15 protein-coding genes and 1 pseudogene are annotated in these 13,303 nt (G+C 72.2%); 10 read left to right on the forward strand and 6 right to left on the reverse strand.

The window, feature by feature from the left end:
- Positions 1–38: 38 nt before the first annotated feature.
- Entirely contained in the window at positions 39–1,046 is a 1,008-nt protein-coding gene (locus M4J07_RS30500; protein ID WP_255976956.1) for a GNAT family N-acetyltransferase, read from the reverse strand.
- A 140-nt stretch (positions 1,047–1,186) separates the two neighbouring features.
- On the opposite strand from M4J07_RS30500, the gene fdxA reads away from it, so the two are divergent.
- Positions 1,187–1,507: a ferredoxin gene (fdxA, locus tag M4J07_RS30505; protein WP_111666449.1), complete on the forward strand. Its 321-nt coding sequence runs from the start codon at positions 1,187–1,189 to the stop codon at positions 1,505–1,507.
- 108 nt (positions 1,508–1,615) lie between these two features.
- Positions 1,616–2,725, forward strand: coding sequence for a bifunctional succinyldiaminopimelate transaminase/glutamate-prephenate aminotransferase (locus tag M4J07_RS30510; RefSeq protein WP_308284786.1), 1,110 nt, complete (start codon positions 1,616–1,618; stop codon positions 2,723–2,725).
- Positions 2,726–2,803: 78 nt separating this feature from the next.
- On the opposite strand, the gene M4J07_RS30515 is transcribed toward M4J07_RS30510, so the two are convergent.
- The gene (locus M4J07_RS30515; protein WP_255976962.1) at positions 2,804–3,265 is read right to left on the reverse strand and encodes an ATP-binding protein; all 462 of its coding nucleotides are present in this window, start codon (positions 3,263–3,265) and stop codon (positions 2,804–2,806) included.
- Between the two features lie 313 nt (positions 3,266–3,578).
- Positions 3,579–4,526 carry a heavy metal transporter gene (locus M4J07_RS30520; protein WP_255976964.1) on the reverse strand — a complete coding sequence of 316 codons (948 nt, stop codon included), beginning with the start codon at positions 4,524–4,526 and terminating at the stop codon, positions 3,579–3,581.
- A gap of 95 nt (positions 4,527–4,621) precedes the next feature.
- Between M4J07_RS30520 and dapE the strand changes: the two genes are divergently transcribed.
- Positions 4,622–5,704, forward strand: coding sequence for a succinyl-diaminopimelate desuccinylase (dapE, locus tag M4J07_RS30525; RefSeq protein WP_255976966.1), 1,083 nt, complete (start codon positions 4,622–4,624; stop codon positions 5,702–5,704).
- A gap of 102 nt (positions 5,705–5,806) precedes the next feature.
- Positions 5,807–6,556, forward strand: a complete 750-nt coding sequence (locus tag M4J07_RS30530; RefSeq protein ID WP_255976968.1) for an LOG family protein — start codon at positions 5,807–5,809, stop codon at positions 6,554–6,556.
- Between the two features lie 16 nt (positions 6,557–6,572).
- Here the strand turns inward: M4J07_RS30530 and folP are convergent, their stop codons facing one another.
- A complete protein-coding gene (gene folP / locus M4J07_RS30535) occupies positions 6,573–7,433 on the reverse strand; it encodes a dihydropteroate synthase (protein WP_255976970.1) in 861 nt (286 codons plus the stop codon).
- 128 nt (positions 7,434–7,561) lie between these two features.
- On the opposite strand from folP, the gene M4J07_RS30540 reads away from it, so the two are divergent.
- Positions 7,562–7,951: a DivIVA domain-containing protein gene (locus M4J07_RS30540; RefSeq protein ID WP_255976972.1), complete on the forward strand. Its 390-nt coding sequence runs from the start codon at positions 7,562–7,564 to the stop codon at positions 7,949–7,951.
- 8 nt (positions 7,952–7,959) lie between these two features.
- Positions 7,960–8,544, forward strand: coding sequence for a DNA-3-methyladenine glycosylase I (locus M4J07_RS30545; RefSeq protein ID WP_255976982.1), 585 nt, complete (start codon positions 7,960–7,962; stop codon positions 8,542–8,544).
- 13 nt (positions 8,545–8,557) lie between these two features.
- On the opposite strand, the gene M4J07_RS30550 is transcribed toward M4J07_RS30545, so the two are convergent.
- Positions 8,558–9,361: an enoyl-CoA hydratase/isomerase family protein gene (locus M4J07_RS30550; protein WP_255976974.1), complete on the reverse strand. Its 804-nt coding sequence runs from the start codon at positions 9,359–9,361 to the stop codon at positions 8,558–8,560.
- A 320-nt stretch (positions 9,362–9,681) separates the two neighbouring features.
- On the opposite strand from M4J07_RS30550, the gene M4J07_RS30555 reads away from it, so the two are divergent.
- On the forward strand, positions 9,682–9,849 hold the full coding sequence (locus tag M4J07_RS30555) for a DUF3117 domain-containing protein (protein WP_003966491.1): 168 nt from the start codon (positions 9,682–9,684) through the stop codon (positions 9,847–9,849).
- Positions 9,850–10,159: 310 nt separating this feature from the next.
- Here M4J07_RS30555 and M4J07_RS30560 read toward each other — a convergent pair whose 3' ends face one another.
- Entirely contained in the window at positions 10,160–10,858 is a 699-nt protein-coding gene (locus tag M4J07_RS30560; protein ID WP_308284787.1) for an O-methyltransferase, read from the reverse strand.
- Between the two features lie 156 nt (positions 10,859–11,014).
- On the opposite strand from M4J07_RS30560, the gene sigE reads away from it, so the two are divergent.
- The 3 genes and pseudogenes from sigE to M4J07_RS30575 all read left to right on the forward strand — a co-directional run.
- The gene (gene sigE, locus M4J07_RS30565; protein ID WP_255976986.1) at positions 11,015–11,791 is read left to right on the forward strand and encodes an RNA polymerase sigma factor SigE; all 777 of its coding nucleotides are present in this window, start codon (positions 11,015–11,017) and stop codon (positions 11,789–11,791) included.
- Positions 11,788–12,774 carry an anti-sigma factor family protein gene (locus M4J07_RS30570; protein ID WP_255976976.1) on the forward strand — a complete coding sequence of 329 codons (987 nt, stop codon included), beginning with the start codon at positions 11,788–11,790 and terminating at the stop codon, positions 12,772–12,774. Before sigE ends, M4J07_RS30570 begins: the two co-directional genes overlap by 4 nt.
- A gap of 131 nt (positions 12,775–12,905) precedes the next feature.
- Positions 12,906–13,303, forward strand: a pseudogene (locus M4J07_RS30575) (protease); the annotation flags it as partial.

Consider the following 13,303-nt stretch of genomic DNA (forward strand, 5'->3'; position numbering starts at 1 on the left):
ACGTGCCTCGTGCCCTCTCCGGCCGATCGATTAGCGGGTCACCGGGCGCTCCGGTCCGGAGCACGGTAGTGGTGATAGGCGTGGTGTGTGGCGAAACCCATGCGGTCGTACAGGACGCGCGCCCCCTCGTTGTCCGCCTCGACCTGGAGCCAGGCCGCCGACGCGCCCTCGTCGAGCGCCTGCCGCGCGAGCGCCGTCATGACCTTCGTGGCCAGCCCGCGGCGGCGGTGAGCGGGGTCGACCTCGACGGCCGCGAACCCGGCCCACCGTCCGTCGACCACGCACCGGCCGATCGCGGCGGGCGCCTCGCCCTCGCCCGGCACGGTCGCGAACCACACCGACGGCCTGGCGCACAGCACCTTCAACGCGACCTCGCTCGCCCCCTTGCGCTGGTAACGCGCGAGCCACGCCTCCCCGGGGGTCCGCGTGAGCACGACCTCGGCACCGGGATCGGCCTGGTCCCCGATGGGCGCCAGCGCGGCGATCCGCAGCTCGGCGCTGACCTCCCGCACCCACCCCCGCTCCGCGAGTTCGGCGCACAGCAGCTCCTGCGTGCCCTCGGCGCCGGTCGCGGTCTGCGCGTACGCGGGCAGGCCGCGCTCCGCGTACCACTCCCGCACCCGGGTCAGCGCGGCGTCGAGCGGCAGACCCGGATCACCCACGGGCAGCACGGAGTTGGCCCGCCGGGTGAACCCGTGCGCGGCCCGCAGCTCCCACGCGCCGAGCCGCTCGCTCTCGACCGGCTGCCAGGCGCGGGAGGACACCCGGGCCAGTTCCGCGTACGTCGCCGACGGGCCGCGGCGGCGCGCCGGTTCGGCCGGCACGACCTTTCCGGCGACCAGCGTCGTCTCCTCGATCGCGACCCGTTCTCCGGTCCTTCGTGTGACGAGCAGCACACCCTCGTCCCACGATGTGAGAACACCTACGGTGTCGGTGAACTTCCGACCCGCGGGCCCGTCCTCGCTCACCCGTCGCACAGAGACGCGTTTTCCCACGTCAGCGGCGGTGATACGGACTTCGAGTCGTCCGCCCGCGGTGAATTCCACAGCTCGGTCCACCCCTCCTGTTCGGATCATGCCCAGGAACGGAGATACTAGGGGCGGGCATCGACGACGCCGCGCTCCCGCGCGCCAGGCGGCGGAGCCTGCGGAGGCCCGCCAGCGCCCTATCGAGGAGGAACGACAGCGTGACCTACGTCATCGCGCAGCCTTGTGTCGACGTCAAGGACAAGGCGTGCATCGAGGAGTGCCCGGTCGACTGCATCTACGAGGGCTCCCGGTCCTTGTACATCCACCCGGACGAATGCGTCGACTGTGGTGCCTGTGAGCCGGTCTGCCCGGTCGAGGCGATCTTCTACGAGGACGACACTCCTGAGGAGTGGAAGGACTACTACAAGGCGAACGTCGAGTTCTTCGACGAGCTCGGTTCGCCCGGTGGTGCCTCGAAGATGGGCCTGATCGAGAAGGACCACCCGTTCATCGCCGCCCTGCCGCCGCAGAACCAGTAACAGCGTTCAGCGGTACGCACAGGCGCTGCCCCGGTCCCGTACGGCCTCGACTGCCGTACGGGACCGAGGCATTTGTCCACACCCCTGCGAAAGAAGTGAGCCGACCAGGTGTCCGCAGCCCCCGCCCCTATTGATCGCCTCCCCACCTTCCCCTGGGACAAGCTGGAGCCGTACAAGAAGACGGCCGCGGCGCACCCGGACGGCATCGTCGACCTGTCCGTCGGCACGCCCGTCGACCCGGTGCCCGAGCTGATCCAGAAGGCACTGATCGACGCCGCGGACTCGCCGGGCTACCCGACGGTGTGGGGCACGCCCGAGCTGCGCGACGCGCTCGTCTCGTGGTGCGAGCGCCGCCTCGGCGCCCGCGACTTCGGGCACGGGAACGTGCTGCCGGTCGTCGGCTCGAAGGAGCTCGTGGCCTGGCTCCCGACCCAGCTCGGCCTCGGCCCGGGCGACAAGGTCGCCTACCCGCGCCTGGCGTACCCGACGTACGAGGTGGGCGCCCGCCTCGCCCGCGCCGAGTACGTCGTCTACGACGACCCTACCGAGCTCGACCCCGAGGGCGTGAAGCTCCTCTGGCTCAACTCCCCGTCGAATCCGACCGGCCGCGTGCTCGACAAGCAGGAACTGACCCGCATCGTCGCCTGGGCCCGCGCGCACGACATCCTCGTCTTCTCGGACGAGTGCTACCTGGAGCTGGGCTGGGAGGCCGACCCGGTCTCGGTCCTGCACCCGGACGTGAACGGCGGCTCGTACGAGGGCCTGGTCGCGGTCCACTCGCTCTCCAAGCGCTCGAACCTGGCGGGCTACCGCGCCGCGTTCGTCGCAGGCGACGCGGCCGTCCTGCACGACCTGCTCCAGATCCGCAAGCACGGCGGCATGATGACGTCGGCCCCGACGCAGGCGGCCGTCGTCGCGGCCCTCGGTGACGACCAGCACGTCCACGAGCAGCGCGCCCGCTACGCGGCCCGCCGCGAACTGCTGCGCTCGGCCCTCCTGGAGCACGGCTTCCGCATCGAGCACAGCGAGGCCAGCCTCTACCTGTGGGCGACCCGGGACGAGTCCTGCTGGGACACCGTCGCCCACCTCGCGGGTCTCGGCATCCTGGTGGCCCCCGGCGACTTCTACGGCACGGCGGGCGAGCGGTTCGTCCGGGTGGCGCTGACGGCGTCGGACGAGCGGGTCAAGGCCGCCGTGGACCGGCTGGCCCAGGGCTGACCCTCCGGCCCGGACACGGGAGCGGGGTGCCGGGAGCGCATGGCTCCGGGCACCCCGTTCGTGCACTCCGGCGGCGGATCAGCCGAGCGGCAGGCCCTTCACGGGCAGCTGGTCGGTCGGCAGGCCGCCCTGGGTGACCGCGTCGGTCGGCAGACCGCCGGCCGTCGGCAGACCGTCCTTGGTCGCCGCTCCGGCCGTCTCGCCGAGCACGTCGCCCGCGCTGCCGGCCAGGTCGCCCGCGGCTTTCTGCGCGGCGGGCGTGGCGGTCTTGGCGCCCTTGCCGACTGCCTTGCCGGCGGTGGGCACCGCCTTCTTGACGGCCTTGCTGCCGGTGTCGCCCGCGAGGCCGCTGACGTTCTGCGCCGCACCGTCGACGGTGTCACCCATGCCCGCACCGTCCAGCGCGGTCAGCCCGCCCAGGTTCGGGGCGGCCGGAAGGTCGACGGCGTGCGCGGAGCCGGCCGCACCGACCACGGGCGCCGCTCCCGCCGCGAGCAGCAGCGCGGCACGGGCGATCCGGCGGGTCAGGGGGAGGGACATGATGCTCCTTAGACGGGAGTGGACGTTGGCTGTCCGGCTGCCGTTCGGCGTCGTGCCGTGCGGCGGTCGGACGCCGTGACAACAGCCCCACGGCCCAGGAAGGTTGCGGGTCGGCAACGTAAAGGGTTGGTAATTCGTCGCATTATCGGCTGTGGATAAAAACGGGCAAACGCCATGTCTCGCGCGCGACTGAAAAACCCTTACAGCCCTGTGCCGACAAGGGGGTTGGGCACCTTGTGGGCCCTGGCCCCGCGGAGTACGTCAGCCGTCGCCCCGGCATGATCCGCATGCCCCGATCGGGTGACGGGCCGCACTACTGCCCAGTGACGATTCGAACCTCTTCGACGGACCCGGACGCGCCGGGACCGGCCCCCGAGGGACCCTTCGCGGACACCTTGCGCCAAGCGTCCGCCGCATCCCCCGTGTCCCCGGCGGTCCACTCCCGGCCCGCGTAGGAGACCCGTTCGATGTGCAGCGCGGACGCGTTGGACACGGCCCACTGCGCCAGCTCCCAGCCGCGCTGCCGCTCCCCGCCCTGCGCCGACTCCACGGTCGCGGGCACCGGGATCCGCACCGACCGCCGCTCGCGGTCCGCCGCCGGCGCCACATCCTTCCCGAAGTCCCGCACCAGCGCGGACTTCACGCGTGCGGGATCACCGGCCCGCGTACCGTCCCCGCCGGCCGGCCGGCCGTCGCAGGTCAGCGACGCCGCCGCCCGCCCGGTCAGCGAGGCGGCGAGCAGCGTGGCGTCCGGCTCGTGCTTCGCGTACGCCTGCGGGTAGCCGCTGCGCTGCACGCGCTGCGCGGCCACGGTCAGCGGCAGCCGCGAGTAGCCGGGGATCTTCGCCAGGTGCGCGTAGAACCGCTCCGCCGCGTACACCGGATCCATGATCTGCCGCTCGGAACCCCAGCCCTCGGAAGGCCGCTGCTGGAACAGGCCGAGCGAATCCCGGTCGCCGTGGTGGATGTTGCGCAGGCCCGACTCCTGGAGCGCCGTCGCGAGCGCGATGGTGACGGCACGCTCGGGCATGCCGCGGGAGGTGCCGACGGCGGAGATCGTCGCCGCGTTCACCGCCTGCTCGGCCGTGAACTCGTAGGACGCCCCGTCCCCGTTGGCCGACGCGACCACGCATCTCGGCTTGGCACGGCCCCCGGTGGCGTACTGCACGGCCACGTACGTGGCCACGGCGAGCAGCACGACCGCGGCCGCGCCGATGCGCAGGAGGCGGCCGCGCCGGACGAGGGTGGGGGGCTCAGGCACGCGTCCAAGGTACTGGAGGCGGCTGTGGGGCCCGACCCGAGCCCGGGGACCGGACGGAACGGGCGGTCAGGGGCCGGGCGTCTAGGATCGGCGGCATGGACCGCACGCCGCTTGACCTCACGCAGGACGCCGCCCGCCTCACCGCCCAGCTGGTCGACTTCCCGTCGCCCAGCGGCAGCGAGAAGGAGCTCGCCGACGCCGTCGAGGAGGCGCTGCGCGCCCTGCCGCACCTCACGGTCGACCGGTACGGCAACAACGTGATCGCGCGCACGAACCTGGGCCGGTCCGAGCGGATCATCCTCGCCGGCCACATCGACACGGTCCCGATCGCCGACAACGTGCCCTCCCGCCTCGACGAGGACGGCACCCTGTGGGGCTGCGGGACCAGCGACATGAAGTCGGGCGTCGCCGTACAGCTCCGCATCGCGCAGACCGTCACCGAGCCCAACCGCGACCTCACCTTCGTCTTCTACGACAACGAAGAGGTGGCCGCGCACCTCAACGGGCTCGGGCACGTGTCCGACGCCCACCCCGACTGGCTGGAGGGCGACTTCGCGATCCTCCTGGAGGGCACCGAGGGCCTCGTCGAGGGCGGCTGCCAGGGCACGCTGCGCGTCATCCTGAAGGTCAAGGGCGAGCGGGCCCACTCCGCGCGCGCGTGGATGGGCAAGAACGCCATCCACGCGGCCTCCCCGATCCTGGAGCGCCTCGCCGCCTACGAGCCGCGCAAGCCCGTCGTCGACGGCCTGGAGTTCCACGAGGGCCTGAACGCCGTCCGGATCGAGGGCTTCGTCGCCACGAACGTCATCCCCGACGCGTGCGCCGTCACGGTCAACTTCCGCTACGCGCCCGACCGGTCGATGGCGGACGCCGAGCAGTTCGTCCGCGACTTCTTCGCCGGCTGCCCCGTCGAGGAGTTCATCGTCGACGACCACACCGGCGGCGCCCGCCCCGGCCTCACCCACCCCGCCGCGGCCGCCTTCCTGGCCGCCGTGGGTGGCGAGCCCCGCCCCAAGTTCGGCTGGACGGACGTCTCCCGCTTCAGCGCCCTCGGCGTCCCCGCGGTCAACTACGGCCCCGGCAACCCGATCTACGCCCACAAGATCGACGAGCGGGTCGACACGAAGCTCATCCTGGAGGCGGAGCAGGTCCTCGCCGCCTGGCTCACCGCATCCTGATCCTCGGCTTCCCGATACGTCAGGGTCCCGCGTATGTAACCCGCGTAGACCTACCCTTGCTCTACGTAAGCGCGTGATACCTGCGCATGGAGGGAGCAGACGATGAGCAACCCGGAGGGCAAGCGACGTCCCAGGGAGCAGCGCACGGGGCCGGTGATCCGCCGGCGTGACCAGGTGCGGCCGGGGACGAGCGATCAGCGTCTGCTCGACTCGGAGGGCCCCTCGGGGTGGGTGCACACCGACCCGTGGCGGGTGCTGCGCATCCAGTCCGAGTTCATCGAGGGCTTCGGCACGCTCGCCGAGCTGCCGCCCGCGATCAGCGTGTTCGGCTCCGCGCGCACCGCGCAGGGCTCCCCGGAGTACGAGGCGGGCGTCGCCATCGGCAAGGCACTGGTGGAGGCCGGATTCGCGGTCGTCACGGGCGGCGGTCCCGGGGCCATGGAGGCGGCCAACAAGGGCGCGGTCGAGGCCAAGGGCATCTCGGTCGGCCTCGGCATCGAGCTGCCTTTCGAGCAGGGCCTCAATCAGTACGTCGACCTCGGCCTGAACTTCCGCTACTTCTTCGTCCGCAAGACGATGTTCGTGAAGTACGCGCAGGGCTTCGTGGTGCTGCCCGGCGGCCTGGGCACCCTGGACGAGCTCTTCGAGGCACTCACCCTCGTCCAGACCACGAAGGTGACGCGCTTCCCGATCGTCCTCTTCGGTACGCAGTACTGGAGCGGCCTGGTCGACTGGCTCAGGGACACGGTGATCGCCCAGGGCAAGGCCAGCGAGGCCGACCTGCTGCTCTTCCACGTCACGGACGACGTGGACGAGGCGATCGCGCTGGTCACCAAGGAGACGGGCAAGTAGCGCGCCCCCGCGGTCGCTACGCGAGTCCCCGGCGGGCGACCGCCGGGGGCCGGTGGCCCGCGATGGACGCCACCATGTCCAGCACCTGCCGGGTCTCGGCGACCTCGTGCACCCGGTAGACCTGCGCCCCCAGCCACGCCGACACCGCCGTCGTCGCCAGGGTGCCGAGCACCCGCTCCTTGACCGGCTTGTCGAGGGTCTCGCCCACGAAGTCCTTGTTGGAGAGCGAGACGAGCACCGGCCAGCCGGTCTCCACCATCTCCGGCAGCCGCCGCGTCGCCTCCAGCGAGTGGCGGGTGTTCTTCCCGAAGTCGTGCCCCGGGTCGATGAGCACCGACTCGCGCGGCACGCCGAGCGCCACCGCCCGCTCCGCGTAGCCGACCGTCACCTTCAGGATGTCGGCCATCACGTCGTCGTAGGTGACCCGGTGCGGCCGGGTGCGCGGCTCGGCGCCGCCCGCGTGCGTGCACACGATGCCGACCCCGTACCGGGCGGCGACCTCCGCGAGCTTCGGGTCGACGCCGCCCCATGCGTCGTTGAGCAGGTCCGCGCCCGCCTCGCAGACGGCCTCGCCGACCTCGTGCCGCCAGGTGTCGACGCTGATGATCACGTCGGGGAACCGCCGCCGCACCTCCGCGACGAACCCGACGGTCCTGCGCGCCTCCTCGGCGGCGTCGACCTCCTCGCCGGGACCCGCCTTCACGCCGCCGATGTCGACGATCGCGGCGCCGTCGGCGACGGCCTGCTCGACGCGGGCCAGCGCCGGCTCGTCCTGGAAGGTGGCGCCCTGGTCGTAGAAGGAGTCCGGGGTCCGGTTCACGATCGCCATGATCACCGGCTCGTGGGCGCCGAACTCGTGTCGGCCCAGCCTCAGCATCCCTGTGACTCTCCTCTGGATCCCACTTCAACGGTCGCCTGCGACCTTAACCGTCGGTGCGGCATGGCACGATCGGACCCTGACGGTTTCGGGCCGCTACGGCCCAGTCGAGCCAGGGGACAGCAGAGATGGTCATGTTCTTGTTTCTGGTCGCCGCGCTCGTCGTGGTGGTCGCGGCGGTGACGCTCGCGGTCCTCGGCGGCGGCGACAGCGGCGCGCTGCGCGACGAGCCGTCCCAGTTCTACGCGGACCCGCTGCCGCAGGACCGCCCCGTGGCCCCCTCCGACGTGGAGGACCTGCGGCTGCCGACGGCCGTGCGCGGCTACCGCATGGCGGAGGTCGACGACGCGCTGAACCGGCTCTGTGCGGAGCTCGCCGAGCGCGACGCGCGCATCACGGAGCTGGAGTCGGCCCTCGCCGCGGCGCACGCGCACAGGCCGGCCGACCGCGGCCCGGACCGGCGGGGCTTCGCGCCGCCCGGTGGGTACCAGGGCGAGACGGGGGAGGGCTTCCAGTGAGCGAGCCGGTGACGGGCGCCGCGGTCCCCGGGCCGGACGGAGCGCTCCGCTGCCCCTGGGGCCTGTCGACCGAGGACTACGTCGCGTACCACGACGAGGAGTGGGGCCGCCCGGTCCACGGCGACGACGCGCTCTTCGAGCGGCTGTCCCTGGAGGCCTTCCAGTCGGGCCTCTCCTGGATCACGATCCTGCGCCGCCGCGAGACCTTCAGGGCCGCCTTCTCCGACTTCAAGATCGCGGCCGTCGCGGCCTTCACCGACGCCGACCGCGAGCGGCTCCTCGCCGACCCCGGCATCATCCGCAACCGCGCGAAGGTCGACGCGACGCTGGCCAACGCGCGCGTGCTCGTGGACTGGTCCCCGGGCGAGCTCGACGAGCTCATCTGGTCGTACGCGCCGGACGCCGCGGGCCGCCCGGCCCCGCGCGTCCTCGGCGACGTACCGGCGATCACCGACGAGTCGAAGGCGCTCTCCAAGGAGCTGAAGAAGCGCGGCCTGCGCTTCGTCGGCCCCACCACGGCGTACGCGCTGATGCAGGCGTGCGGGCTCGTCAACGACCACCTGGCCGACTGCACGGCCCGCACGCGCGCGTGACGGGAGACAGGCCCTAGCGGCCGAGGTACTTCGGCCGCTCCTTGGCGATGAACGCCTGGACGGCGATGGTGTGGTCCTCGGAGGCGCCGGCCCGGGCCTGCAGCTCGTCCTCCTTCTCGAGCGCCTCGTCGAGGGAGTGGTCGGCGGCGAACGCCAGCGACTCCTTCAGCGCGGCGTACGCGACGGTCGGCCCCTCGGCGAGGGTGCGCGCCAACGTGCCTGCTTCCTCGGCGAGTTCGGCGGCCGGCACGATCCGGTTCACGATGCCGAGCTCGTACGCCTCCTGCGCCTTCAGGGAGCGCGGGAAGAGCAGCAGGTCGGCGGCGCGCCCGGGGCCGATCAGCCGCGGCAGCGTCCACGAGACGCCCGAGTCGGCGGTGAGCGCGACACCCGCGAAGGACGTGTTGAAGGACGCGTTCTCCGCGACGATCCGGTAGTCCGCACAGAGCGCGAACCCGAAACCGGCACCCGCCGCGACGCCGTTCACCGCGGCCACGACCGGCTTCGGCATCTGGGTCAGGGCCCGCACGATCGGGTTGTAGTGCTCGCGCACCGTGCTCATGGTCCGGCCCTCGCCGGCCTCCCGGTCCGCCAGCAGCGAGCCGACGTGCTCCTTGAGGTCCTGGCCCACGCAGAACGCGCGGTCGCCCGCGGCCGTGAGCAGCACGGCCCGCACCGCCTCGTCGGCGGCAGCGGCCTGCACCGCGTCGCGGAGGGCGACCTTGGCCTCGGTGTTCATCGCGTTCATCGCCTCGGGGCGGTTCAGCGTGATCGTCGCGAGCCCGTCGCTCACCTCGTAGAGCACGGTGTCTGCCATGGGACTCCTCCTATGCGGTTGCTTAGTCGTCCGTGCTCAGCATGACGGAGATCACGGCGCTTGGCGGGCCCGCCGTGTGTGACCTGCGTCAAACAAATCGGTCACGAGACGGGCACGCGAGCGGCGCAGTATCGCAGTCACATCGCCGAATTGAGTGGTTTTGCTCAAGCGCGTTGCGCAAGCGATGCCGACTGATGTTGGTCATCGGGTCCCGCGATGCGGGATAATGACCTGGAAGCAATGTGTTCGATGCCGGTGACGTGTGCCCGTCCAGAGGGCCGTCGGCTGACGATGAGCTGGTTTCAGGAAGGGGAACGAGCATGGCGGCCATGAAGCCGCGAACGGGTGACGGCCCGCTCGAGGTGACAAAGGAGGGGCGGGGCATCGTCATGCGCGTTCCGCTCGAAGGCGGCGGTCGGCTCGTAGTAGAGCTGACGCCCGACGAGGCCGATGCCCTCGGCGACGCCCTGAAGAAGGTCGTCGGCTGACGCGGAAGCGACCATACCTTTTCGTCTGCCCCGGCACACATTCGGTGCCGGGGCAGCGGCATGCCCCCACTTGAACCCTCCCGGGGAGCGCCTCCAAGGGGTCGCGGGGAACGGCGCGATCAACCACGACGACACCGGCACCCGCAGACACGGCTGAGGACCTACGGCGAGTAGGCGGCTGTTAGGGGCGCGGGGAACGGCGCGACAAGCCACGACGGACCGGCACCCGCCCACGTACGCGCAACCACCCCGGACGGCAGGCGGGACGCGGCGGAGCCGCGCCGGAACACCCGGCCCCACGCGGAAGCGCTCAGCGCTTCACGGCACAGAGCAACCCGTCCCCCAACGGCAACAACGACGGCACCAGCTCGGAAGACTCCCGCACGGCCCGCAGCAACTCCCGCAACCGCACCACTTCCACCGGCTGCGGCCCGGAATCCACGGTCCGCCCGTCCGCGAAGACCCCCTCGAAGCACACCAGCCCACCCGGCCGCAGCAGACGCAACGATTCAGCGAGGTAGTCCAGACACTCCGTCCGGTCACCGTCGCAGAAGACCAGGTCGTACCCGCTGTCCGCGAGCCGAGGCAGCACGTCGAGCGCCCGCCCCGGGATGAAACGAGCCCGGTTGCTGGCGAAGCCGGCCGCGCGGAACGCCTGCCGCGCGAACTGCTGCCGCTCCGGCTCCGGGTCGACCGTGGTCAGCACCCCGTCGGGTCGCATCCCGTTCAACAGATGAATTCCGGACACCCCGGTACCCGTACCGATCTCGGCGACCGCCTTCGCCCCCACCGTGGCAGCGAGCAGCCGCAACGCCGCACCCGCGCCGGGGGAGACCGAACGCAGCCCCGCCTCACGGGCCCGGTCCCGGGCCCAGCGGAGTGCGTCGTCCTCGGCGACAAAGGCGTCGGCGAACGCCCAGCTCGTCTGCCGGTTGCCGGTAATGGCCCTCTCCTGTCCCCGTGGTTGCCTGCGCGTGACTTTATCCGTTGGTGGCGGGAACTCGCAGATGGGACCGGGCGTTTAGAAGGGCAGGGGGAAAGAGCAGGCTGAAGCGGGGGCAGCGGGATGGCGACAGCGACGAAACCGGTGGCCGGGACGGCGTCCGGAGACCGACCGGCAAATCTGAGTAAAAACGCTTATCCGGAGCTAACGGGCGAGGTGGCTATGGTAGGGGCTCCACTGGACACCACCAGAGCCGACAGGGGAGGTGCGGCTGCGCCTGTGGATCGGGGAGGAGTGCTGCGGCGCTTTCTCAGGTCGGCGGGTGAGCCGAAATCCGTGACCAACACCGCTGACCGAATCCGCACCGTTGACTCCGCGCAGCAGACCGCGACCTTTGCCGCTGACGCGGAATCTCAGGCGTGGACTCCGCCCACCTGGGAGGAGATCGTCAGCACGCACAGCGGCCGTGTCTACCGACTCGCCTACCGCCTGACCGGAAACCAGCACGACGCCGAGGACCTCACGCAGGAAGTCTTCGTCCGTGTCTTCCGCTCGCTGTCGACGTACACGCCGGGCACCTTCGAGGGCTGGCTCCACCGCATCACGACGAACCTGTTCCTGGACATGGTCCGCCGCAAGCAGCGCATCCGCTTCGACTCCCTCGGGGACGACGCGGCCGAGCGCCTGCCCAGCCGCGACCCGTCCCCGCAGCAGGTCTTCAACGACGCGCACTTCGACGCCGACGTCCAGCAGGCGCTGGACACGCTCGCGCCCGAGTTCCGTGCCGCCGTCGTCCTGTGCGACATCGAGGGGCTCTCGTACGAGGAGATCGCCGCGACCCTCGGCGTGAAGCTCGGCACGGTCCGCAGCCGCATCCACCGCGGCCGCTCCCAGCTGCGCAAGGCGCTGCAGCACCGTTCGCCCGAGGCTCGCAAGGAGCGCCGCACGCTCGCGGCCACGGGTATCCCTGTGCTTGGAGGAGGGGGCGCGACCGCGTGAGTGGATCACGTCTCAATCCTGCCGAGCGCCAACGGACCGCGGCCGACCAGCATCTCGGGGACCGGCTGGCCGCACTGGTCGACGGCGAACTGGACCATGACGCCAGAGAGCGCGTCCTCGCCCACCTGGCGACGTGCGCCAAGTGCAAGGCCGAGGCCGACGCCCAGCGCCGCCTCAAGAGCGTCTTCGCCGAGGCGGCCCCGCCGCCGCCCTCGGAGAGTTTTCTCGCCCGCCTCCAGGGATTGCCCGGGGGTGGTGACAGCGACGGTGGTACGCCACCGTTCGGGGGAGGCGGCTTCGGCACCGGCCGCCCCCTCGGAGGAGCCCGCGGCTTCGGCCAGGGAGTCTTCGACGTAGACGCGGAGCCGTTCGGATACGCACCGTCCGGTGCGCACGCCGCCGTCCTGCCCAGCGGGCAGCGCGGCTTCCGCATCCACGAAGTGGGCCGACCCGACCGGACGGACGGAGACCGCGCCTCCCGCGGCCGCCGCTTCGCGTTCGCGGCCGCCGGAGCGGTCTCGCTCGCCGCGATCGCCCTGGGCGGGGTCACGACCGCCGCCCCGGTCGACGCGGGTGACGTGCGCGGTGGCGGTTCCGGCAGCAATGTCACACCGCTGCGCAGTCAGACGGTGGGCGGTGCCTCGGCGTCCGAGAACCAGCGGCGCAGGACACTGTCCCCGCTGCTCGGCCAGCGCGGAGGCGCCCTTGCCGCGCCCGTCTCGTCGACCCGGGCGAGCGCTCCGCTGCTGCCCGGTGGCGGGCACGCGGACAGTGCGGCCTATCCCTTCTCGACCCCGATGCTCTCCGAGGCGGCCCGTATGTCGCCTCTCATACGCCCCGCCGCGACCGTCCCGGCGGTCTCCGTCGCCCCGGAGCCGCAGGCGACGCCCGAGGCGACCGCGTTCGACGGGACGTCGCCCGGCCTCGCCGCCGCCCCGGCGTCCTCGCCGACCGCGTCGTCCCGCCCGTCCGCACTCCGCTGACGCCCCCTGCGCCGGGGCCGTCGAACCTGGTTGAATCCAGGTGAGGCCGCGCGCCGGGTGGTGACCCGGACCGCGCGCGTGGGAGCCCGCGGTGTGGTGCCGCGAGCGAGCTGTGGGGAGAACGGCGGGACATGGACGAGGGCAAGCCCACAAAGGCCAAGTGGTGGAGCCGCCCCCGACCGAGTACGGGGCGCTCCGCGGGGGACGACGGCGACTGGCACCTGCCCGCGCCGGATGCGTCCGGCGCCGGAGCGGACGGCGGTGCCGAGCCGTTCCCGGCGGGCACGGCCGACACCGGATCCGGCTGGACCCCGGACACCGACGAACCGTTCCCGTCCGCGGAGCCGGACGCTTCCGTGCCGATGCCGTCGGCCCCGGTGGACGCCGCGGCCGATTCCGCGCCGACGGGGGCGGCCCCGGCCCACCCGGTGCCGATGCCGCCGGACCCCGTCGCCGAGGCCCGACCGACCGAGCCGGACCCCGCACCTGCGCCCACCTCCGCATCCCCGGCCCCGGCGCAGGGGGCGTC

The organism is Streptomyces longispororuber, from assembly GCF_024448165.1.
GTDB lineage: Bacteria > Actinomycetota > Actinomycetes > Streptomycetales > Streptomycetaceae > Streptomyces > Streptomyces longispororuber_A.

Bases quoted from the DNA above. Each gene is read 5' to 3' on its own strand.
- M4J07_RS30515 (WP_255976962.1), bottom strand. From the start codon at position 3,265: ATGTCCCTCCCCCTGACCCGCCGGATCGCCCGTGCCGCGCTGCTGCTC.
- dapE (WP_255976966.1), top strand. From the start codon at position 4,622: ATGGACCGCACGCCGCTTGACCTCACGCAGGACGCCGCCCGCCTCACC.
- M4J07_RS30530 (WP_255976968.1), top strand. From the start codon at position 5,807: ATGAGCAACCCGGAGGGCAAGCGACGTCCCAGGGAGCAGCGCACGGGG.
- folP (WP_255976970.1), bottom strand. From the start codon at position 7,433: ATGCTGAGGCTGGGCCGACACGAGTTCGGCGCCCACGAGCCGGTGATC.
- M4J07_RS30540 (WP_255976972.1), top strand. From the start codon at position 7,562: ATGGTCATGTTCTTGTTTCTGGTCGCCGCGCTCGTCGTGGTGGTCGCG.
- M4J07_RS30550 (WP_255976974.1), bottom strand. From the start codon at position 9,361: ATGGCAGACACCGTGCTCTACGAGGTGAGCGACGGGCTCGCGACGATC.
- M4J07_RS30555 (WP_003966491.1), top strand. From the start codon at position 9,682: ATGGCGGCCATGAAGCCGCGAACGGGTGACGGCCCGCTCGAGGTGACA.
- sigE (WP_255976986.1), top strand. From the start codon at position 11,015: ATGGTAGGGGCTCCACTGGACACCACCAGAGCCGACAGGGGAGGTGCG.